This is a genomic window from Acidobacteriota bacterium (assembly GCA_016208495.1).
Classification (GTDB): domain Bacteria; phylum Acidobacteriota; class Blastocatellia; order Chloracidobacteriales; family Chloracidobacteriaceae; genus JACQXX01.
Map to the genome: position 1 here is coordinate 26493 of JACQXX010000007.1, position 23245 is coordinate 49737.

General features: G+C 51.4%; 17 protein-coding genes. 15 read left to right on the forward strand and 2 right to left on the reverse strand.

Annotation, left to right across the window (positions count from 1 at the left end):
- Positions 1-56 precede the first annotated feature (56 nt).
- From HY774_01125 to HY774_01150, 6 genes are all read left to right on the forward strand, one after another.
- Complete coding sequence (locus tag HY774_01125; GenBank protein MBI4747064.1) at positions 57-500, forward strand: NADH-quinone oxidoreductase subunit I; 444 nt, start codon at positions 57-59, stop codon at positions 498-500.
- Positions 501-529: 29 nt separating this feature from the next.
- Entirely contained in the window at positions 530-1354 is an 825-nt protein-coding gene (locus HY774_01130; protein MBI4747065.1) for a hypothetical protein, read from the forward strand.
- Positions 1351-2220 carry a DUF3037 domain-containing protein gene (locus HY774_01135; protein ID MBI4747066.1) on the forward strand — a complete coding sequence of 290 codons (870 nt, stop codon included), beginning with the start codon at positions 1351-1353 and terminating at the stop codon, positions 2218-2220. The genes HY774_01130 and HY774_01135 overlap by 4 nt, the downstream gene beginning before the upstream one ends.
- A 12-nt stretch (positions 2221-2232) precedes the next feature.
- Complete coding sequence (locus HY774_01140) at positions 2233-2517, forward strand: hypothetical protein (protein MBI4747067.1); 285 nt, start codon at positions 2233-2235, stop codon at positions 2515-2517.
- 172 nt (positions 2518-2689) lie between these two features.
- Positions 2690-3733 carry an agmatinase family protein gene (locus HY774_01145; protein MBI4747068.1) on the forward strand — a complete coding sequence of 348 codons (1044 nt, stop codon included), beginning with the start codon at positions 2690-2692 and terminating at the stop codon, positions 3731-3733.
- Between the two features lie 311 nt (positions 3734-4044).
- Positions 4045-4443 (forward strand): hypothetical protein, encoded by a 399-nt coding sequence (locus tag HY774_01150; GenBank protein ID MBI4747069.1) that lies wholly within the window; start codon positions 4045-4047, stop codon positions 4441-4443.
- Positions 4444-4610: 167 nt separating this feature from the next.
- Here the strand turns inward: HY774_01150 and HY774_01155 are convergent, their stop codons facing one another.
- Positions 4611-4814: a hypothetical protein gene (locus tag HY774_01155; protein ID MBI4747070.1), complete on the reverse strand. Its 204-nt coding sequence runs from the start codon at positions 4812-4814 to the stop codon at positions 4611-4613.
- A gap of 523 nt (positions 4815-5337) precedes the next feature.
- Between HY774_01155 and HY774_01160 the strand changes: the two genes are divergently transcribed.
- The 3 genes from HY774_01160 (at position 5338) to HY774_01170 (ending at position 8248) form a co-directional block, all read left to right on the forward strand.
- Positions 5338-6624, forward strand: a complete 1287-nt coding sequence (locus tag HY774_01160) for a 2-isopropylmalate synthase (protein ID MBI4747071.1) — start codon at positions 5338-5340, stop codon at positions 6622-6624.
- Positions 6625-6835: 211 nt separating this feature from the next.
- Positions 6836-7906 carry a hypothetical protein gene (locus tag HY774_01165; GenBank protein MBI4747072.1) on the forward strand — a complete coding sequence of 357 codons (1071 nt, stop codon included), beginning with the start codon at positions 6836-6838 and terminating at the stop codon, positions 7904-7906.
- 144 nt (positions 7907-8050) lie between these two features.
- On the forward strand, positions 8051-8248 hold the full coding sequence (locus HY774_01170; protein ID MBI4747073.1) for a DNA gyrase inhibitor YacG: 198 nt from the start codon (positions 8051-8053) through the stop codon (positions 8246-8248).
- 68 nt (positions 8249-8316) lie between these two features.
- On the opposite strand, the gene HY774_01175 is transcribed toward HY774_01170, so the two are convergent.
- Entirely contained in the window at positions 8317-11145 is a 2829-nt protein-coding gene (locus HY774_01175) for a response regulator (GenBank protein MBI4747074.1), read from the reverse strand.
- 216 nt (positions 11146-11361) lie between these two features.
- Between HY774_01175 and lnt the strand changes: the two genes are divergently transcribed.
- From lnt to HY774_01205, 6 genes are all read left to right on the forward strand, one after another.
- Complete coding sequence (lnt, locus tag HY774_01180) at positions 11362-13017, forward strand: apolipoprotein N-acyltransferase (protein ID MBI4747075.1); 1656 nt, start codon at positions 11362-11364, stop codon at positions 13015-13017.
- A gap of 127 nt (positions 13018-13144) precedes the next feature.
- Complete coding sequence (locus tag HY774_01185) at positions 13145-16261, forward strand: hypothetical protein (protein MBI4747076.1); 3117 nt, start codon at positions 13145-13147, stop codon at positions 16259-16261.
- A 164-nt stretch (positions 16262-16425) separates the two neighbouring features.
- On the forward strand, positions 16426-17430 hold the full coding sequence (locus tag HY774_01190; protein MBI4747077.1) for a response regulator: 1005 nt from the start codon (positions 16426-16428) through the stop codon (positions 17428-17430).
- A 271-nt stretch (positions 17431-17701) separates the two neighbouring features.
- Positions 17702-18463 (forward strand): response regulator transcription factor, encoded by a 762-nt coding sequence (locus HY774_01195; protein MBI4747078.1) that lies wholly within the window; start codon positions 17702-17704, stop codon positions 18461-18463.
- A 241-nt stretch (positions 18464-18704) separates the two neighbouring features.
- A complete protein-coding gene (locus HY774_01200) occupies positions 18705-21833 on the forward strand; it encodes a hypothetical protein (GenBank protein ID MBI4747079.1) in 3129 nt (1042 codons plus the stop codon).
- 154 nt (positions 21834-21987) lie between these two features.
- Complete coding sequence (locus tag HY774_01205; GenBank protein ID MBI4747080.1) at positions 21988-23205, forward strand: hypothetical protein; 1218 nt, start codon at positions 21988-21990, stop codon at positions 23203-23205.
- Positions 23206-23245: the final 40 nt, after the last annotated feature.

Below are 23245 nucleotides of genomic sequence, written 5' to 3' on the forward strand. Positions count from 1 at the left end.
CCATTATTGCTGAGTTCGTTGATGCTGTAAAAATTCTTAAAACAGCCGTCGAGGGAATGGCCATCACGCTGAGTTATGTGCCGAAAAAGAAACTGACCCGTGAATACCCGGATGTGCCGGTTGAAGTCTTTCCGCGCTATCGCGGAGAGCATTACCTGGCCCGAGATGAAAATGGCAAGGAACGGTGTGTGGCCTGTTTCCTGTGTTCAGCCGCCTGTCCAGCGGATGCGATTTACATCGAAGCGACCGAAGACCTGCGTCCGTATGAAGATCGGCCAGGGATCGAAAACCGGTTTGCCAAAGTCTATAACATTGATTATGGCCGGTGCATTTTGTGCGGATACTGTGTCGAAGCCTGTCCGAAAGATGCCATTAAACACGGACATATCTTCGAGATGGCCGTCACCAACTTTGCCGATCTTGTTCGCAATAAAGAGTTTCTGCTGGCCAACCTGGAACGGGAAAAAACCACCAATCAGGTCGTGCTATCGGATAATTAAAGCGAAGAAGTTATGAAAGGAATTGTTGGGTGCTACACACTTGGAAAGCTCAACGGCTTGAAAAGATACTCACAACCGGACGGACCAAGCCATTGGTCATTGAATGTGAATATGTTTCCTCTCAGGCTTTTGGTGACAACAACGAGCAAGCCCCAAAACCGTCAGAGCGTCGGTTGTTCGTTGTTAAATCACCTGGGCATCCAGACGTAACAGATCAAGGTTTATTTTCTGAGCTTTTTGGGAATCTGCTTGGGCGTCAATTAGGGCTTAAAACACCTGAGCCTGCTTTGGTAACCTTGAACCAAGCTTTTGTCGAAGCCACAAAACCAAGTGTTGTCGGGAATAATATCAATTTATCACCTGGGCAAGGTGTTGGATGTGAATACCTTGCCCGAGGCTTAACTTCTGTGGTTCCTTGGGTTGATTTGCCAAATACCCAGATACAACAAGCCGTAATTTTGTACGCATTTGACCTTTTAGTCCAAAACCCAGATCGTCGGCCTAACAAAGTGAATTGTGCGATTCATTCTGGTGATTTGATCGCCTTTGACTTCGAACTTTGCTTCAGTTTTTTGTATCCGCTACTCGGAAAACAGCTCGTCCCTTGGGAAGTATCAACGCATGGAATTGCCCCTCAGCACTTGTTCTATCCCGTACTGAGAAAGAATCAACATATTGATTGGAAACCATTTATCGAACGCCTTCAATCTCTTACTGAACATCATTTTGATCAACTGGCACAAGTACTGGTCCCAAACTGGCAAGATTTTGCAGAGAGAGTGCGAACTCATGTATTTGAGGTTATACTTCATGCCCCTCAGTTTGAGATGGAATTACAGAGGAGCCTGTTATGAGCGAGCTTTCATATACCTATAGCATCATTCGGTACGTTCATGACCCGGCAGTGGGTGAATCTCTAAACATTGGCGTTATTTTGTGGGCACCATCGGTCCGTTTTTTGGATGTCAAGTTTGAGCACCGCTATCATCGTCTTTCCAAAACCTTTATCGAATTTGACGGTGAGCACTACAAGGCAACACTGTGTCAATTTGAACAGGCATTGGAAAGGGTAAAAGATCAACTTCGATGTCAAAGAATGGGACTATTTGAAATTCACAATGTCCCAACCAACCTGACCGGAATTGTTTCCCAAATCTGGCCAGATGAGGGATTGAGTTTTCAATTTGGGCAGAGTTGGTCGGGTATTACATCAGACCCACAATCAGCACTGAATGAGATCTTTGAACGAATGGTGGCCTCACAGTGCCCAATCACCAAGGCTGAGACCCGCACAGATGAAGACGTCTGGATAACTTATAATCGCTCGCTAACAAATCTCAATTTGCATAAAAGGTTATCGTCATACACCTTAACCACAGATGATATAACCTTGAGATATAACCATGCCTTTAAAAACGAACGCTGGCATCTTTTAGAACCAGTTTCAATGGATTATACCACTGCAAGCCGCATTCAGACGAAAGCCACACACCTATTAGGGGATGCGACAGCAATTGAAGGACATCCAGAAATAGGCACTTTATATTTATTACTTGGTCAACCCCGTGAAGCAAAACATTGGCCAGCTTACATCAAGGCAAAAAATCTCCTTCATAAGAAAATCCCTCTTGATCATAAACTGATTGAAGAAAATGAAGCTGACGATTTCGCTAAATATCTTCAGGCATATATGATTGAGCACGGCTTAATTGAGAAATAGCCAAAGAGAACAATGTCGTTGTTGCCCACTCCTGATCTGAGCAGCCTCGAAAAAATCCGTGCCGAACTCAGCCAGTATGAACACCCACTGTTCGATTTTATAGCGGAACTGGCGCCAAACGGGGTTCAGGTGGAGATTCGCCTGAAATCTGAAAATTCCTGCGAGCCCTATACCTTTCTTATTACTGATCGAGATCTGGCTGATACTCGCTATGGCTGGCGGTTTCAGCATTTGTTGTTCAACTACTTGCACGACTACGTGGTGGAACTCTTCATCCGAACACCACAGCGGCAATAGCGATTTGGGGCTGAGGGTTGGGGGCTAAGGGCTGAAGACATCGGGCTAAGGGCTGAAGACATCGGGCTGAAGAAAAACTGGTGTTTGGTGCTTCGAAGATATTGATTTCTAACCACTAACCACTAACCACTAACCACTAACCACATTCTTCATTCTCAATTCTTCATTCACCATGTCACTCCATCCAATGTTTGATCCCAATGCGGCGGCGGTCGAAGGGTCTGGTGTTTTTGGGCTGCCGTTCACCCGTGATGACAGCCGGTTTATTTTGGTCCCGGTGCCTTATGAGGCGACAACTTCTTATCGTGGTGGGACTTCGCTGGGGCCGGAAGCCATTCGCCAGGCAAGTTATCAGGTTGATTTATTTGATTTAGGAACGGGGCGTCCGTATGAAGCCGGAATCTTTATGCTTGAGGACCCGGACCTGATTGGTGAGTACAACCAGGCGGCCAAACCAATTGCGCAACAGGTGATCCAGGAAGGCCCAGATCTGGATGACGCGACGCTGGCTGAGTGTCTGGCACAGGTCAATGACTACAGCGCCAAAGTCAACGAGTGGGTGTATCAAATTGCCCGTGACATCCTGGATGAACGTCGCATTGCTGGCATTGTCGGTGGCGATCACTCGGTGCCGTTCGGAGCGATTCAGGCGTATGCCGAGCGTTTTCCGGGCCTTGGGATTTTGCACATAGATGCTCATGCTGATCTTCGCGACAGTTATGAAGGGTTTACCTGGTCGCATGCTTCGATTATGCACAACGTTGTGACCCGACTGTCAGGGGTTTCCAGGCTGGTGCAGGTTGGAATTCGTGATTTCTGCGAAGCGGAACTGGAGTTCATTCAGCAATCGAATGGACGAATCGTGACCCATTTTGATGAACATCTGGCGGCACGCAAATTTGAAGGCGCCTCGTGGAAATCATTGATTGAAGAAATCATCGTGCCGCTCCCAGCCGAGGTTTATCTTTCTTTCGACATTGACGGATTGGATCCAGCCCTGTGTCCCCACACTGGAACACCCGTTCCGGGCGGACTGAGTTTTCAAGAAGCCGTCGCCCTCATTGCCGCTCTTGCCCGCTCAGGTCGAAAAATTGTCGGATTTGATTTAAATGAAGTTGCCCCCGGTCCAGAGGGGGATGAATGGGATGCCAACGTCGGGGCACGACTGCTCTATAAGATGATTGGGTATTGTCAACTGAGCCAATCTGCTACCTGACAAGGTGACAGGTGACAGGGTGACAGAGTGACAGAGTGAAAAGGTGACAGGGTGACAAGGGATTTTCTTCATCCCTCATCCCTCATCCCTTGGTTTCGGCTCGGAACCCGAGGTTTTAAACTACTTGCTACTCGCTACTCGCTACTCGCTACTATTTCGCTATTTCACTATTTCGCTCAAATTTATCTTCTTTTGCGACTGTGGGACATCGTGGTACACTCCGCGTCGTTTCCGCTCCTGCAACTGTCCTGCACCTTGATTTCCAATACAACATACCGTAATTAAAAGCTTTATCCCACAGCGAGGATTGTATGCGATCAAATCAATATGTCACTGACGAACAAGCACGGGTTCATATCAATATTCCAATTTTGATCAAAGGGAAAAATGCGGAGGGCAAGGCATATGCCGAACGGACGATGGCGGAAAACATGACCCGCCGTGGGGTGTTTATTCGCACCTCCCAGCCCCTGGTAATTGGCAATATCCTGCGATTGTATTCGGCTGAAGATGCCTCTCACGCCATTGCCAAACTTGAAGTGGTATGGGTCCGGGATGCTGATGACACTCAATCCCAGGGGATTGGGGCAAAATTGCTTGGCAGCAACCGGCAATGGATCAATTATCTGGTTGATAACTCAATGACGCTTGAATCGGCTGAAGGCGAAGGGGCTGACGAAGACGGCGAAATTGATGAAGAAGATGAGTAGTCGCAACGGCCAGCGACCTCTGTGGCTGGTACTGCCGGCATTAAAAATAGAAAGACTCGCCCAGTGTCAAATGGCGAGTTTTTTCGTGTTCAGTCAGGCAGAAAAAAGGCAGGATCGCTTCAATAGAAGCGAATTCCTGCCTGATGGTACGTGGTAGAGCGAAGAACCTATGCGTGGGTGGCCATTTGTTCCAGGTTTTCGACGGCTGGTTGGGCTTCGGCGGCTGGTGTGTAGTGGGCCAGCAATGCTTTGCCTTCCTGGCTGCGAGGGTCAATTGTACGAACGTGTCTCCGTCCAACCATTTCCCAAACCGCCGTCACGACTCCATTATTTTCGACGGCGTGATAGGTCTTCTGCGTTTCTTCTGACATGTAAGCTAAACCTCCGGGTCTATAGTGAATCAATCATGAAAATTTGACTTTGGGACTATTGTGGCACGCCCGGCTGGCGCTGTCTACCATTTGCTGGCCAGGAATTGCAGTTTTTTTGCTGGTATCTGGTTTAGATCCGCTGGTGATGGGGTTGAAGGTGGCGGCGAAATGGGGGAAATTTTTTAAAGTGAGGTGTTTGTTGGAAGGCCAATTGGGGGTGCCAGCCTGTAAACTGCGGAAATGCAGTTCGATTTGAACTTCAACCGTGGTTGACTTTCAATGATGAAACGAGTTCAATGCAGACAGTATTCAATTCGATTGCAGCCGGACATCCCACATCAAACAACCGCCAGGTACAAGGAATTTTGGTGAGTGTTTCATTCCCGAGCTGGTTCCCAGCACCTGGGCCAATTCTCTATAACTTGTTGACTTACTTTGCATTGGTGACTTTTACTAATTCGGCTGTAAATTCAAGCTTGATACTTGATCTGTTCAGACCTACTTATTCCACCCAGAGGTTGTTATGTCAGAGGGTATTCACCATTCAGCATCCATTCCTTCATCCGCCCAGGAAGACCAGTTTCATGAACTGATTTATGACTGGAACACTGTTGGGATCACCGCACCAACTCGGACGGTTGATTTCGACGATGAAACCCTGCGCGATGGGTTACAGTCCCCTTCGGTAACTGATCCGTCAATTGACAAAAAGATTGAGATTTTGCATTTGATGGAAGCGCTCGGTATCAACACGGCTGACATTGGGCTCCCTGGTGCCGGTCCACGAGCCGTGGCTGATGTGACCCGTCTCACAACTGAGATTGTCGAAAACCGGTTGAAGATTCGTCCAAATGCCGCCTGCCGAACCGCCAAAGCCGATATCATTCCAATAATTGACATCGCCAATAAAGTTGGGACCCCGATTGAAGCCGCCATGTTCATCGGCTCCAGTCCCGTGCGACAGTACACCGAAAACTGGTCACTTGATCATATGCTCAAATTGACTGAGGAAGGCGTCAGCTTTGCTGTCAAGAATGGTATTCCGGTGATGTATGTCACCGAAGATACGACGCGGGCGCATCCTGACACGATTCGGGCACTCTATACCACGGCCATTCGCGCCGGTGCCTATCGCATCTGTGTGTGCGATACGGTCGGCCATAGCACACCCCACGGCGTACGAGCCCTGGTCAATTTCGTCAAACAGATCGTTGCCGAATCAGGTCAGGACATTAAAGTTGACTGGCACGGTCATCGGGACCGGGGACTCGATGTGATTAACTCATTGACAGCGGTTGAAGCCGGGGTTGATCGAGTGCATGGCGCCGGTTTGGGAGTTGGCGAGCGAGCCGGAAATACACCGATGGATCAGCTTCTGGTCAATTTGCAGTTGATGGGATACATCAACCGCGACCTTTCGATGCTGAAACGATACTGTGAAACCATTGCTGAAGCCTGCCAGGTGCCGCTTCCCTATAACTATCCGGTGTTTGGCCGCGATGCGTTCCGGACCGCGACTGGCGTTCACGCGGCGGCGGTGATTAAAGCCTTCCGCAAGGGAGACCACACGCTGGCGAATTTGATTTATTCTGGTGTTCCAGCGCATCAATTTGGGTTGGAACAACAGATCGAAATCGGCCCAATGAGCGGCAAGTCCAATGTCGTCTATTGGCTAGAACATCGTGGCTACACGGCTGATCCCGAACTGGTCGAACGAATTTTCAACGTTGCCAAGCAATCTGACCGGGTTTTAACCGATCAAGAAGTCCTGGCGTTGTGCCAGAGCACCCAGGCGGCGAGCGGCGACTAGCATTCGGTTTCCGCGCTTCCGGGTTCCGGGTTTTCAGAAGGGATGAGGGATGAGGGATGAGGGATGAAAGACATCACCCTCTCACCGTGTCATTCGGTCATCTGGGCTGGGTTCCGGGTTTTCGAATGTATGTCCTTTTCGTCCTTTTCGTCCTTTTCCAAACTAAACCCTAAACCCTAAACCCTGAACCCTAAACCCTGAACCCTACACAATGACCGAAGAGTACCCTTACGAAATCCACCCACGGCGATTGGTCTCTGAATTTTCAATGCTGTGGACCATGCATCAGTTTTTTGCCAGCTTACAGGCTACCATGTTAAAGACTGACCGCGGGCTGACCGTGGATATGATGGAGCTGTACCAGCGCATGGAAAACTGGCGTTCCGCACGGGAAGTGGTGACGATGCCTGGGCTACAGGACACAGCTCAAAAACTCAACCAGGCACGGGTTGAAATTTCGATGATTGACAACCAGTTGCCGCCGGCAATGTTCCGGCGGTTTTTCGAGCGCGTGCCAAATTATGATCGCTCACTGTTGCATCAAATTGTCCGGTTTTACATCACGAAAATTCCAAAAGATGGCCAGGATCGTGACAAACTGGATTTACTGGCGACGCGACTTTGCACCTACATCACCCAAACTGAGCATGGGACAAAAGTGATGTCGGCGATTGAAAATACACCTCAGGTCCTGGAAGAAGTCTTTCCTGGAAATGCGGCTGACTACCCACCGGCTTCAATCCAGGAAGCCACCCTGACCAGCTTGCGCCGCCTGGCAAAGTCCGTTTCCGAGGTCCGCAACTTCAACACCTTGATTGATGGTCGGTTGGTGACGCAACTGCGTCAATGTAAAATTGATCTGGGCGAATCTTTTTATACACCGTCCATTTTGACGGAAGTCATCCTGATCAATGTCATTGTTCACAACAAGTTCCAGGAACTCTACGGCATGGAGCAGGCCCGACTCCGGATGGAAAGTGCCCGGTTGATGCGCAGTTCACTGACTACTGGACGCTATCCGACGGCTGGGAGTCAGGATCGTCACCCGACGCTTGGGCAACTGATTGAGTTAAATCTGCAGATGCAGCGGCTGATCCAGGATTTTAAACAGGAAATCGCCGCCCGTGCGCTCAACGACCGTCAAACCCGTGTCAACCTCGAAGACGAAGGTCTGGCTGTGACAAACCTCGTGCGAACGGTTGAAGACGCATTGCGCCGATCACGGGAGCTGGTTGATGAAATCCAGGGCCGCCTGAACCGGATGAGCCAGGGGGAAGAGTGACAAGGTGACAGAGTGACAAAGTGACAAGGTGACAAGGTGAGAGGGTGACAAGGTGAGAGGGTGACAAGGTGACAAGGTGACAAAATGACATTTATTCGAAAACCCTGAACCCTGAACCCTGAACTCTGAACCCTAAAATTGCCTATGAAATGTCCAAATTGCGGTAAACAAACAACTTTCAAGGATAATCCTTTTCGTCCATTTTGCTCTGAACGCTGCCAGATGGCTGATCTTGGCAAATGGGTGACAGAAGGCTACCGAATTCCTGCCACGACACCTCCAGATTCTGAATTTGAATCTGCCGCCACGACACAGCCACTACCTGCTCCTGAAGATGACTAGATGACAAAGTGACAAGGTGACAAAGTGACTACTGTTTTGAACCCTGCCCTCCTTGAAAACCCTGAGCCCTATCCTGGCTCTTTTTCCAGCAAGGCAAAAAGTTCATCAAACCGATACTGTTTGACCAGTCGGCGGAGCGTTTCTGCCAGAGACTGGTGATGTGGTGGGAGTTGTTCGATCAACTCCAGGGCTTTCGCCGTTCGACCAGTGGTTAAACTGCGGTGAAATGCCGCTTTCCATTCCTCGTCTAACCCATTTTGCTGAGTGAGGTTTGAAGATTGATCGAAGCTTGATGGGGTGATCGGTGTCACTTCTTCCTGGAATTGAACTTTCAGATGGTGGCCAATCATTTCAAACAGCATCTTTTCAGTAAATGGCTTGGCCAGATAGTCGTCAAATCCAGAAGCCAGAACGGCCAGGCGGTCTTCTTCAAACGCGCTAGCGGTCAGGGCAATGATTGGAAGCCGTGTTGAATGGTGTTCGGTTTCAGTGGCCCGTAAGCGCCGCACCACTTCAAATCCATCCATCCCAGGCATTCGCAGGTCCAGAAACATCATATCCGGACGATTGACAGCACACGTTTCAAGTGCCTGCTCCCCACTGCCAGCCGTCTGAACATCAAATCCGACCGTTTTCAAAAACGCCTCCATCACGCGCCGGTTTTCCAGGCGATCATCCACCACCAGAATCCGCCAGTGGGGTTGATTGGGCGCCAGTCCTGTCACTCGTTGTTGGACTGAATTACTGGCTGAGGTTTCGGCGGCAAGTGGAAGCCAGAATGAAAATATACTGCCAGCGCCCGGCTGACTTTCAACCTGGATTTCACCGCCCATCAACTGAACCAGGTTGCGGCTGATAGCCAAGCCGAGTCCGGTGCCCTGTTCTTTTCCAGCCAGTTCCCCCACTTGTGAAAACGGCTGGAAGAGTTTTTCAACCTCCTCGGGAGCCATCCCAATCCCCGTATCCGCCACCTCAAATCGAAATCCCGTGTCCTGGGCGTCAATGCGCACTGTCACTGAACCCTGGCGGGTAAATTTGACGGCGTTGGCGATCAGGTTCATCAAAACCTGCCGCAGTTTGCCGGCATCTCCGCGCACCAATGTCGGAATGTTTGATGAGATTTCAACCTGTAATTTCAATCCTTTATCACTGACTTGAAGGCGAAAAACATCCTGCAAACTGCTGACCAGTTCGCGGAGGTCAAACGGCTGTTCGGTTAGCGTTAACCGACCGCTTTCAATTTTGGCAATCGAGAGCACATCATTGATCAACCCCAACAAATGCTCACCGCTATGGGTGATGTAGCTGAGGTGTTCACGATCTTCGGCTGGGCGGTTGGCTTTGCGGTTCATCACCTGGGCAAACCCCAGAACGGAATTGAGCGGGGTACGGAGTTCGTGGCTCATATTCGCCAGGAAAATGTCTTTTGCCCGGTTGGCGCGCTCTGCCTCGGCTTTGGCTTTCAAGGCTGAAGCTTCAGACTCACGCAATTGTTCGACGGCAGTTTCAAGCTGGCCATTGGCGACAGCCAGTTCATGCGTTCGGGTTTCAACCTTTTGTTCCAGTTCCTGGTTCAGGACATCGAGTTCGGAATACACCCGATTGAAGCGGTTGGCGAGCGCCGCAGCCATTGAAAACATAAAAACGGCCAGGCCCACATATTGCAGAATGAAAAATGGCAAGATCCCAATCGGTGCCAGTAAGAGATAAACTTCGACCAGAGTTGCAATGCTGCCGCCAAATAAAATTGTTTGAGCCTCACGATTCCCACGCCAGCTTTCGCGGATGACAAGTCCAAGGCACCCGACCATAACCGACATGAGGAGGCAGAAGTCAACTGTCGCAGCTCGCGGGTTGGTAACAATTGAAGCTGGAAAGAGAAGGGTAAGGGCAAAACACAATCCCAAGGCAGCTTCGACGATGTATGCCAGCCGGTTTAATCCGAGTCCCAAAAAAGACAGGGTAAATGGCACCATACACATAAAGACCAGATACAGCGTGCAGTTGGTGAGAATGTTGCCGACAAATGGAGGCAGAAGAAACTCTGCCCAGGGCGTTAGCGCCAGGTTATTGATTGCCGAAGCCAGCAGAATCAACCCAAACCAGAGATACTCGCGGAGTTGCCGTCGTCGCCAAAAAAGCAACAGGTGATAGAGCCCGGCCACAACAAAAATCGCGGCAAAGATGAGTTGGGGCAAATGATTGATCAAACGGTTTCGTTTGTGAGCAATAGCCAGTTCGGCCAGCAAGGTTGTTTCACCCAGTTGAAACCGACCGCCTTGAAACCCACCCTGTCGCGGAAAATATTGGGCAGCCTGAGGACTCCAAAAAAAGCGAACGGCAATGACCAGTACCCCATCTGCCGGGATGAGTTCCGGCGGAACTGAAAACACCTGGGGGCCTTCCAACCGGTCAAGTGAAAAAAGTGGCGGTGGCGATTTCCCCCAATTTCCGACCGTGTGCCCCTGGATAAACACCTCACCTTCACTGGTTCGGGGCGGTGTCAGTGTGATTGCAAATGAGTGTTGAGGCGCTGTGGGTACCTGATCCGTCAACAGTTGTACTTTCAACCGATACCAGCCATATCCGCTATATCCCGCATATCCCTGTTTGACCCAACTTTCAGTGGTTGAAATTTCCTTCCAGGCTGAGTCGTCAAAACGGCTGTCTGCCCAGGTCGAGTTATCTCCAGGCTGAAATTTCCATTTGAATTCATTCAGATCGGCTTTGGCATTGATGAGCCTGACTGAAACTGGCTCGGTGCGTGCCAGCAGTGTTTGAGGTGAAGCCCAGACGAACCAGAGTCCAACCAATCCACTGAGGATGAGACGAAACAGCGACAGGAATTTCATGATGTTGACCGATGAAAACCGCAGGTGGGCGACGAAATGTGCCATCCACAGAATAAAGATTTTCGACAAGCCGTCAATGAATCACATTTTCGATGGCATAGCATTTCAGAAAAAGGTTCAGAGTCCCGCCTTTAGGCGGTCTTTTTTCTAAAGCACACATTTTCAATATTTTCCAAATCATTCCGCCTAAAGGCGGGACTCTAAACAATATCCGAAAAGCTATAGCAGGGGGATTTGAGATGATGAGGAAGGGGTGAACACATGTCGAAATCACGGTTCATCACACACCTGTACCAGTTGCGACCTTATTTGCTGAGCGGGCTCTTGTTCAGTCTGTCCTATCCGTCATATCCGTGGGTTCGGCTCGAATTACTGGCCTGGGTCTGTCTGGTGCCGATGCTGTTGGCGCTCCGGTCGGTGACTTCGTTTCGCAAAATGTTTGGTCTGGCCTGGGTCACGATGTTTGTTGGCTGTCTGCATACAATGACCTGGTGTATGTGGGCCAGTCCGTGGCTGATTGGCGGTTTTGTGCTGGTGGCCGCGTTCATTTTGGCCGCACCGTTTGCCGTTTTTGGGGTGATTCAAAAGCGGCTGAATCGTCGGGTTGCGCTCTGGACATTGCCCGTGGTGTGGACGGCCTCAGACTGGATTCATCACAGTCTGGACGGAACCTTCGGGGGGTTGGGGTTTGGGGTCACCCAGCACAAGTTGACGTGGCTGATTCAATTTATTGATGTGACAGGAGTTTGGGGGCTGACCTTCTGGCTGGTTTTGATGAATGTCGCCATGACCGTCGCCATCGAGGAATTCCAGGCCCGACAGCAATCTGCAGGTGAAACGATGGCGCGGCAATATCTCGTCCGGCGGCTGGCTCTGACCGGCGCCACATTGCTGATAGTTCCGCTTTTGTATTCAGCCTGGGTTTTTTCACAGCCTGAACGCTTTTCAAATCGCGGTCAGCTTTCAGTCATGCTGGTCCAGCCCAATGTCAACCCGTGGGTTCGCCTGACGCCGGAACTCGCCACGCAGGTCATTGGTCAGACCGTGGTTGTCACCAACCACGCGCTCAAGGATTCCAAACCGGATTTGATTGTCTGGCCTGAAGTCGCCGTGCCGTCCGTGCTGCTCCACAATCAATCGGACCGTGAATTTCTCGCGCGACAGGTCCGACGCTGGAACGTGTCGCTGGTGACCGGGACGCTTGATGTGCCTTCTCAGGAGTATTCGTCATCAGCTTCGAAATCAGAAAAACGTCTGGTTTGGAATAGCTCGGTGATGGTGTCGCCCGAGCGGAATGTCAGCGGGCAGGTCACCGGAACCACGATTTCAACGCCATATCACAAACAGAAATTGATGCCGTTTTTTGAGCGGGTTCCGCTGGTGCAATGGGTTCCCTCGCTAGAGCGTTTCACGTCTCATCCCACAATGGCAAATCGGCTGATTCCAGGTCGCACGACAGGCACCTTTTCCTTCCAAACCACCACCCAGCAAACAGTTACGGTCGGAGCACCAGTTTGCTATGAACATTTCTACCCTCAGGTGATGGCCGATTTTGTGCGCAACGGCGCCAATCTGCTGGTTCTGCTTTCCAACGACGGCTGGTTTGCCAAAACCCACGGCGAGTATCAGATAGCTGCTTTTACCGAGTTGCGGGCGATTGAAACCCGGCGGGCGATTGCCCGATGTGCCAATACCGGGATTACCTGCCTGATTGATCCGTATGGGCGCACGTATCAGGCGCTTCCGTGGTGGCAGGAAGATGTTCTGGTTGGGGTCGTTCCGCTTTCAACCCAGTTGAGTGTGTATGTCCGCTACCCGGATGTTTTTCCCAAAACCTGTGTATGGCTGGCACTGGCCGTGGTTTTCGGTGCGTTTCGAGGCTGGGCCAAAGAATGCGGGCTGAAGAAAATGGGCTGAAGAAAACGGGAATTTTGTCTTGAGCCCGAAGTCTTCAGCCCCAAGCCCGTAGCCCTGGTTTTTTCAGCCCTGTTTTCTTCAGCCCGACTTCTTCAACCCCAAATCCTTATGTTCCAGGAGAAAGAGTATGTCCAAACGATTCCTTTTCATGATGTTTGTTATCACGGTGCTCTTCGGAGGGCTGATGGTTGATGTGTCATTGTCATCAAAGAATGTTCAGGCCAACACAATAACAGTCACTGACAAACCTGATGCTGACCCCACACCTTACCCTGTTGTGGAGATGGCAGGTCAGATCAAACGGGAAGCGGCCTATTTTTCGACTTCTGGCTCAAGTCAACTTTCCAACGCAGCCCATCTGGTTGAGAACCACAAGGGCGGGGCATCGCAGGCCGTTGGTTCCATGGTTTTTTCGCTGGGTCTTCTGGCTGGCGGACTGATACTGGCAATTTCGTTGGTTTCTTTGCCTGGAATGGGCCCCAAGGCTGGCGTGCTACTGTATGGGAAGTGGGGGGCTGGCATGTGTGTGCTGGCAGCGCTGGTCGGAGTTCGCGGCGTGGTCGGCGTGCCTGATACTGCTCGTACCATTTCAAAACCGATATCGGCGCCCGTGAAACAAACTGGAAGCGGGACACCGGATTTTGTCGCTTCGCTGGAAATCGGTGGACGCGGGACCACTCAAATTGGTGGAGCTGCCGTGGATGAAGCCGGCAATTTGTATGTCACTGGGGGTTTTTCAGAACATATCTTTTTTGCCACCACGCCGCCCACAAAGCTGACTTCGACGAAGGGCTATGATTTCTTTATCGCCAAATACAGCCCGGCCCGAAAGTGTCTGTGGGCCCGCGTGGCCAATGGAACGAGTGAAATTTCTTCAGAATTATCCCTGGATGGCGGATTGACAATCGCGACTGATGGTCAGGGGAACTGTTATGTCGGAGGTGGGTTTGTTTCGTCGCTGGTATTCAAGACGGAAAGCGGCAGCACGGCAGTGACGTTGGCGGCTTCTGGCTCGGGGCTCAACACCGAACCGTTTGTGGCGAAATACAACACTGACGGCACGTTGGTATGGGCAAAAGGAGGGAACAGCGGCAGTCCTCAGTCAACCGATTCGTTAAATAACAACATCAACAGCATCCTCAAGCTTGTGGTTGACCGTCAGGGAACGCCCTATGTGACCGGCCATCTGACTGGAAATTCCTTTCTTGGAAAACCGGCTCAGATTTCCGGAGTGCAGGATTCAATTGTGGCCCGGCTCAATCCCGCGACTGGCGATCCGGTCTGGGTAACGGCGCCAGTTTCGACTGGTTCAGAAAGCATATTTGATCTGGCACTTGATGGAGTGGGAAATCTGTATCTGGTCGGAGCTTTTTTAGGACAGCCGATCACGTTTCCAACGCCCTCATCACCAACCACCTTCGCGTTGAGTGACCATGATGCAGATACCTACGTCGCGAAATACACTCCGAATGGCCAGTGTCTGTTTGCACGACAGATCGGCGGGGGCAGAATTGTCGGGTTTGACATTGCGGCTACCAGTGCCGGTGATTTTTATGTCACCGGGGCTTTTATCTCACAGGCGGTGTTTGGTGACGTTACGCTGACGACTAATGCAGTCAGTATTTCCGGGTTTTTAGCCAAATACAGTGCCAGCGGCACCCTGTTGTTTGCCCAGGAATTTGGGAAAAACCTCTATACCAGTGGCAACCGGGTTGAGGTGGATGCCAGCGGTACGGTGTATGTGGTTGGGTATCTGAGAGGCGAAGCAATCTTTGGCGGCATTGGTCAAAACGCCCAGACACTCAGTTCAAGCAATGTCAGTATGTTTCTGGCGGTGTATAACGCGGCTGGAGCTTTCCAATATGCCAGATTGCTTCAGGGGGCGAATAACCTGAGTTTGAATTTGCTGTTTAAAAATCCAAACACCCAGGTCAACGTCGAACCGATCAACCTGATGGTCAATCAGGTTTCCGGGCAGTTGATGGTTTCAGGAGATTTTAGTGGAACACTTGAAATTTCCCCAATCCTGGAAATTGACACCGAAGACTATGATTTTGACGGAGATACCGAAGAAGACAGCACCGATTTTGATGGCGACGGTGATGATGATGCGGATGACAATGACGATGACGATGACGACGATGATGACGACGATGATGATGACGATGGTGATGGCGACGGCGATGGCGACGGCGACGGTGAAGGTGAAGGTGGTCGCCAATCCTCAACCCCAAATCGAAATGGCTTTGTAGCCTTCATTCCATTGTTCCAGGTCACGGTTGAGGCTCCAACGGCCCAACTGACCTTCCCCAGAGGCGGTGAAACCTTTACTGCGGGCCGTACCTTGAACCTTACCTGGAATTCAAATGACCAGGCCGGTGTGGTGTCGCACGATCTGGCGCTTTCAACCACCAGTGGTCGGGATTTTACCACCACGATCATCACTGGTCTGTCAGGTCTGGCCCAGAGTTTTGACTACCAGATTCCAGATTCGCTCAGAACCGATACCGGACGGATTCGGCTGACAGCCGCCAATGCTGCCGGATTGACAGCGCAGTCCGTAACACCAACGGATTTCCGAATCGTGGCCCCGAGCAACGACCGTGAAAATCCAACCGTAACCGTGCAATCGCCGGTTGCTGGTGCGACATTCAGTTCCATCGCCGGTGCGCAGGTAAATGTGGCCTGGACGTCAACCGACAATGTTGGTGTCGTATCCCACACGGTGAAGTTCTCTGGCTCACGCAACGGTGCCACCTTTACTCAAACCGTGGCTTCCGGGTTACCTGGAACCGCCACGAGTTTTGTTCTCCAGATTGTAAAAGACGATGTCGTGGCCAATGGTCAAATGCTGATTGAAGCCACGGATGCGGCTGGAAATACTGGTCAAGGACGTTCCGGTATTTTCACCATTACCAAGGCCGCAAGCGACACCATCGCCCCGGTTGTGTCTGGGGTGACCCCATCCAACACCAAAATCAAGCGCAAGAAGAACCCGAATGTGACCATTTCGTGGACCTCAACCGACAACGTGGGTGTGGTGTCGCACGACCTGTCTTTTGCCGCAAATGGTTCTGATTTCTCGACTTCAGTGGTGTCCGGATTGCCCGGAAGTGCTCAATCATTTGTCTGGAGCATTCCTTCCAGCATTCCAAAAACCAAAACTGGCGTGGTGAAAGTTGTGGCGAAAGACGCGGCTGGAAATTCTGGTGAAGCCCGATCAGGCGCGGTGTCAATTAAGTAATCAGGGGTCAGGGGTCAGGGGTCAGGGTTTCGAGTTTTGGTCCTTTATGTCCTTTATGTCCTTTTCCTGATCGGACCCCCGACCCCCGAACCCTGACCTCTGACCCCTAAAATGATATGATTCACCACACCGTTCAACCTCGCCAATTTCGGTTTTCTGGTTTTATGTCCAACGTTGCGCTTCCACATTTGAGATACAAAGCCAGCATTTTGGCGGTGGATGACAACCCGGCGAATCTGGACGTACTGGCGCAAATGCTGGCCGGGGCGTCCTATGAGGTGCGGTTTGCCACCAGCGGTGTGATGGCCATTGGCGCCGTGCGGGCTGAACTTCCAGACCTGATCTTGCTCGATGTGAAAATGCCGGGGATGGATGGGTTGACGGTGTGTCGCGAACTCAAAACTGACCCGACCACCCGTGATGTGCCGGTCATTTTTATCAGTGCCCAGGATGCCGAGGATGATAAACTCCGGGCGTTTGAAGTCGGTGGGGTAGATTATGTGACCAAGCCGTTTCACCCTGCCGAAGTCATTGCGCGGGTTGAAAGCCAGTTGAAAATTGCACGGTTGACTGACGAACTCCGTCAGCAAGTACTGCGCTATCAACTCAATCCGCATTTCCTCTTCAACTCATTCTTGTCCATTCGCTCATTGATTGATGAAAATCCAGAGGCAGCGCGAGAGATGGTAACCCAGCTTTCTGATTTCACGCGCTACCTGTTGATGCAGCGTGGTTCAAGTGATATTCCTCTCTCTGAAGAACTTGAAGCGATTCAGAACTATCTGGCAGTTGAAAAAATCCGGTTTGAACACAAACTGCAGCTTGAAACTGATCTCGAACCAGGGATGGTGGATGGCTTGATTCCACCCTTTTTGTTTCAGCCGCTGGTGGAAAATGCGTTGAAGTACGGGGCCAAAACCAGTCAGCTTCCATTACGAGTTCAGGTCACGGCCAGAGCGGAGGCGAAAGGGCTTCGGTTTCGAGTTTCCAACACCGGGAAATGGATTGAACCAGAGGCCAATCTGGATGGTCGGTCACTTCGCGAAGGACTCGGCGTCGGGTTGCAAAACGTTCGTCAGCGACTGAGCCGCAGGTTTCCAGGCCAGCACGAATTTCTGATTTCAGAAAAAGACGGCTGGGTCCACGTTGAAATTGTGATTACCTTTTAGAATGAAGAATGAAGAATGAAGAATGAAGAAAACCAGGGTTCAGGGTTTTCAAAGGAAAAAAGCAATTTTGAAATTGTAAAGTACCGATGCCAGATAGGGTTTTCAGACCCGCAAGGTCGTCGTTCAATAGCCGTGGTGCGAAGCTCACGGAAAGAGAATAGAAAAGGAATTGATTCGAAGACCCTGAACCCTGAACCCCGAACCCTGAGAACCCTGAACCCTGAACCCCGAACCCCGAACCCTGAACCCTGAACCCCGAACCCCGAACCGTATGACTGAGATTCGAGCTGTGATTGTAGATGATGAACGCCTGGCGCGCCGTGATTTGCGGGTGTTGCTCAAAGCTCACCCGCAGATTTCAATCATTGGCGAAGCCGACACCCTGGAAACAGCGATTGAAGTGATTGGTCGCCTGGAACCAGATGTTGTGTTTCTGGATATTCAAATGCCTGGAGGGTCAGGGTTTACCGTTTTAAACTCTATTGATCCAGCGATTCAGGTGGTGTTTGTCACGGCCTTTGACGAATATGCCGTCCGGGCGTTTGAAGTGGATGCCTGTGATTATCTGCTCAAGCCGGTCAACCCCAAACGGCTGGCCAAAACGGTTGCCCGGTTGCAATCTCTGTCAGAACCTGTTGTCACAGGAGAACCCGAAAAATCGTCTCCACTGGCTCTTTCCACTACCAAACCTTTGACCTATGAAGAGTATATCTTTGTCCGGCGGCCTCCGAATGCCGGGTTTGTAAAGGTCAAATCGGTGCTCTTAATTCGGGCGGCGGGAGATTATTCAGAATTGTATTTGTCAGATCAGACAACGTGTCTGCTCAAAAAATCGCTTCGTGACTGGGAAGCGATTTTGCCCCAGCCTCAGTTTTTGCGGGTCCATCGGGCGGCAATTCTGAACCTGGAATATGTCGAACAGATTGAACCCTCTCCGGAAAATACCTATCGGTTCACCCTGCGGGGACTCAACGAACCGGTTGTTTCCAGTCGAAGTTACAGCACCGCGCTTCGTGAGCGGTTTTGCCCATAGTTGAGGGCCGAAGATCGTGGGATATAAGCGCCCTTCTTTTGTCATTCACCGACGAAACCCACCTTCTGGCGACGAAACCAACGCTTCATGGAAAAAACGTAGCCAGCTTGCCAGTCATTCGGCTTCACTATCCTCACGAAGCTGAATGTGTTGTTCAGCCTCCCCTGATCCCATGTCGTGTCTCCCCTAAAAACTCAATTGTCCATCCACATCACTGATATTCCACAGGTAGGGCCTCTCTATGTCACACAGAAACAATCCTCCGGTGTTGCCGCATCTCTTTGTGTATGTTCGAACCGTTCTTTTGAATTTCTTCCTGGTCGTGGTTGGAGTCTGCCTGTTCTCATCTCCGACACTGGCCCAATCCGTGGCTGATGACTTCAATCCTGGAGCAGATGGGACGGTTCAGACAATGGCCGTCCAGCCAGATGGGAAAATCCTGGTTGGCGGGGGCTTCGGCAGCTTGGGAGGACAACCTCAGGCAAATATTGGCCGACTCAATCCTGATGGGACGCTGGATATGATGTTTCGTCCTGTTGTGTCTGGACCAGTTCTTGCACTGGCAGTGCAACTGGATGGGAAAATCCTGGTTGGTGGAGCCTTTGTATTTATCAACGGTGTGGTTTGTCCTGGTCTCGGACGGTTGAACCCTGATGGAACGCTGGATCAGACATTTACAAGCCCTCAATCGCTGAGCATTTTCGCCATCGTCCTTCAACCAGACGAGAAAATTGTGATTGGGGGAGATTTCACCTTCGTAGCTGGGCAACCAGCTCAGCGGATAGTCCGGTTAAATTCTGATGGGACACGCGATACGTCGTTTAACTCCAGCGCCAATGACCTTATCTGGACGTTGGGCCTTCAGGCGGATGGGAAAATCCTCGTTGGAGGAGATTTTTCCATGCTGGGTGGGCAGCCGTGCAGCCGGATTGGTCGGTTGAACCTGGATGGAACCCTGGATATGTCGTTCACTGCGAGTGCTGATAGTACGGTGAGAACGGTGCTGGTCCAGCCAGACGGAAAGATCGTGGTTGGCGGGGCGTTTACGACGTTGAGTGGACAGCCGCGCAACCGGATTGGTCGGTTGAACCTGGATGGAACAGTTGATATGACGTTTAATCCTGGTGCCGATGGCCCGATTGTCTCATTGGCAATTCAGACGGATGGAAAAATTCTGGCTGGAGGGAATACCTTCTCCACACTCGGAGGGCAACCTCGATTTGGTATAGGCCGACTGGAAACCGATGGAACTATAGATCCGATGTTTAATCCTGGTGCATTTGGCATAGTCAACTCCCTTGCGATCCAGACGGACGGAAAAGTGATTGTGGGCGGAACCTTCTTCTTACTCGGAGGACAACCTCGCAACCTGATTGGTCGGGTGACCAATCCAGATGCTGCCATAGAATCGCTGTGGCCAAATCCTTTTGGCACTACACTGACCTGGCAACGGAGCGGCAGCAGCCCCGAAGTCCAACGGGTTCTCTTTGAACAATCCACCGATGGGATCAACTTTACCCCACTTGGAAACGGGACCCGCATTGCCGGAGGCTGGCAACTCACGGGATTGACAATTCCTTTTGAGCAGCTTCTTACGCTGAGGGCGCGTGGCGCCGGCACAGTCGCCTCCTCAGGTTCGCACTCTCTGTATGAATCAGTCGTCAATGTGTTTCTCATTTGTGCCCGACCCGCAACTGTCAGCGGCGGCGCGACCATCTGTCCCGGCGACACCTCCACGGTCACGGTCACGGTCACAGGCGGGGTCGGCCCCTATACCGTAACCCTGAACAATGGCGGCGGCACCCAGACCGGGAACGGACCGGTGTTCACATTCCCGGTCAGCCCAACCAGTACCACGATCTATTCGCTATCCGGAAGTGATTCAACTGGATGTGCCATTTTGGGGACCGGAAGCGCCACAGTGACGGTCACCCCGACACCAACCGTCAACCCGGTTACGCCGCCCACGATTTGCGGAGGAACATCAACCAATATTCCGCTCAACAGTACCCCCGGTGGAGCTACCTTAAGCTGGACGATTGGACCCGTAACCGGCACGGTGACCGGACAGGCAGCGGGGTCAGGCAACACAATTGCCCAGACACTCAACGGCAGTGGAACAGTCACCTATCTGGTCAGTGCGACTTTAAATGGATGTCCCGGTTCACCAACCAGCATCGTGCAAACCGTTGAACCACGCGCCACGGCCAATGCCGGACCAGACCAGGTTGTGTGTGTCAGCAGCCCGGCGGTAACCCTGGCCGGTGTGATTGGCGGCAGTGCCAGCAATGGCACCTGGAGCGGTGGTGCTGGTGTCTTCAATCCAGGTCCTGGCACCTTGAATGCAATGTACACCCCATCAGCCGGAGAAATCGCCGCTGGATCAGTCACCCTGACGCTCACGACGGATGATCCCGCCGGAGTGTGTGGCGCCGGCACCGACACCATGACGATTTCCATTCTGGATTGCACGGTTTCCAGCCTGCTCATGGTGGCCGACACGACCAACAATCGTGTTCAGCGTTTTGACGGCACGACCTGGACGGTTATCGGCGTTGGAACAGTCGGGTCTGGAAACGGCCAGTTCCGGACCCCCGAAGCCGTCGCTTTTGATAGCACAGGCCGGATTTATGTGGCCGATACCGGAAACAACCGGATTCAATGGTCAACCGATGCCGGCACGACCTGGGTCAACTTTGCCACGCTCGGTTCAGCTCCAAATCAAGTTCGCGCGCCACAAGGACTGGCGCTGGACGTGGCAGGCAATCTCTATGTTTCAGACACTGGAAACGGTCGGGTGCTGCGCTTCAACGGCGGTATTCCAGGCACTGGCGTGGTGATTGCCTCAAATGGCATTGCCAGTGGTCAGGTTGGAAGCCCTCGCGGACTGGCGATTGATTCAGCCTTCCGTTTGTTTATCGCTGATGAATCCAACAGTCGTATTTTGCGCATTTCAAACGCGAATACTGTCCTCATCGCGACAACCGGCACGGTCATCGCCACCAAGGGGACGGGTCTCAATCAGGTGATGAATCCCCAGGGGCTGGCGCTTGAACCAACCGGCACGCTCTATGTCGCTGACACCGGGAACTCACGGGTGTTACGTTGGATAAACGCGAACCCAAACAACAGCAGCACCATGGCGTTAACTGGTTCACAACTGGGTCAGGTCAACCGTCCCGAAGGCGTCACGGTCAAGTTCTTTCAGAGTGGTTCGTTTGCTGGAAACCTCCTGCTGGTGGTCGGAGACACACTGAACAACCGCATCCAGGGTCGGTTTCTCCCCACTGGACAATGGAATTTGATTGGTGCGCCAAACGGCCCTGGCACAACGGTGGGTCGTTTCCGCAACCCGTCGAAACTCCAATGACCGGGCGACCCCGGCTTTTCCACAATAGAGATTCTGCCTCCTCCAAAAAATTCTTCGTCTCGCCTGACAATTTTGCGTTTTTGGCTGCGCGTTTCGAAATGGGGGACACATTCAGATGTCATCCCCAGTTAAACAGCGATTTTGGAGGATTTTTATGACAACCAAAACGACCTTCACCGTGAAGGGCAAAAAACGCATTGTGACCTGGAGCCTGGCGCTCTGGATGCTTTTAATCTCCGGTATTTCCATTCAGGCACAAGGGCCGCAACGGCAAGAAATGTCACTGACACAATTGCCTGGGACTGTGGCCACAATCAATGGTGATCACTTTCGATTGAGCACCGGTTTTTCATCGAAACTGGCTGAAAGCTCAGGTCTTCCGGGTCACGGGGGGCAGGTGCTTGCGGCTCAGTTCAACGAATTTCCAGCCTTTACCAAAAAGAGCGAAGATGGACTCAATTCGATCTTTCGCAGTAAAATCACAGCGATCAGTGGCAACACGCTTGAGTGCGAAGGCGGCGTCACCGCCAGCATCGCCTCGGCTTCGTTGTATCATTCGGCATTTCGGGCTACGTCACGAGCTGAACTGACCGTCGGCACTCACGTCTGGCTCAATGGAAAGTTTGTGACCTCGCCTCAGGGGAATGCTTACCTGGACGCCGAATATTGTTTGATCGAAACCGATACCACGATGGTGATTCGAGGAATTGTGCAAAAAGTTGATGCCAAAAATCAGACCCTCACCATTTTGAATCAAACTATCAAAGTCAGTCCTCAAGCCGACATTCAAAATGTCATCAATCCGAAAAAACTGAAACTGTCGAGCTTCAAACCCGGCCATGATGTTTTTATCGGTGGCGAAGTCATCTCTGGAACGCTGGTGGCAAACAGTCTGGTGTTGCGCGACAAACCGAAAGATCCAGATGATGGCGAAGGCTATCTGATTGGGACCATTCGGGAATTGAATGACGACATTGCCCGATTTGATGGCGGCTTTACGTTTGATGTCACCAAATTTAATGCTACCAACGCACCACTCTTAAACCTGCAGGCTGGACGTCGGATGGAAGTAGACTTTAATTTCAATGATGTTCCAACCACAGTCGCGCCGATTACGGTCGAAAATGGAGTACTTCCACAGGATCTGGATCACCGCCTGTTTGGGTTGGTTCAGGATGTCAACGCCGCAACCAGCACGGTCACGGTTTTTAACCAGAGTCTGATGATTCCAGACGGTGTGTTTTTATTCTTCCCGCCGTTGCCGCAATCCGTCAGCCAGTTAACGGCTGGGCAGGATTTTATCGGTGTTTCTTTTGAGATTACCGATGCCGGGTTTGTTGGAACTTCGGTGTGGGGATACGGACGACGGTAAACAGGCAGAATCAAGAATGAAGAATGAAGAATGAAGAATG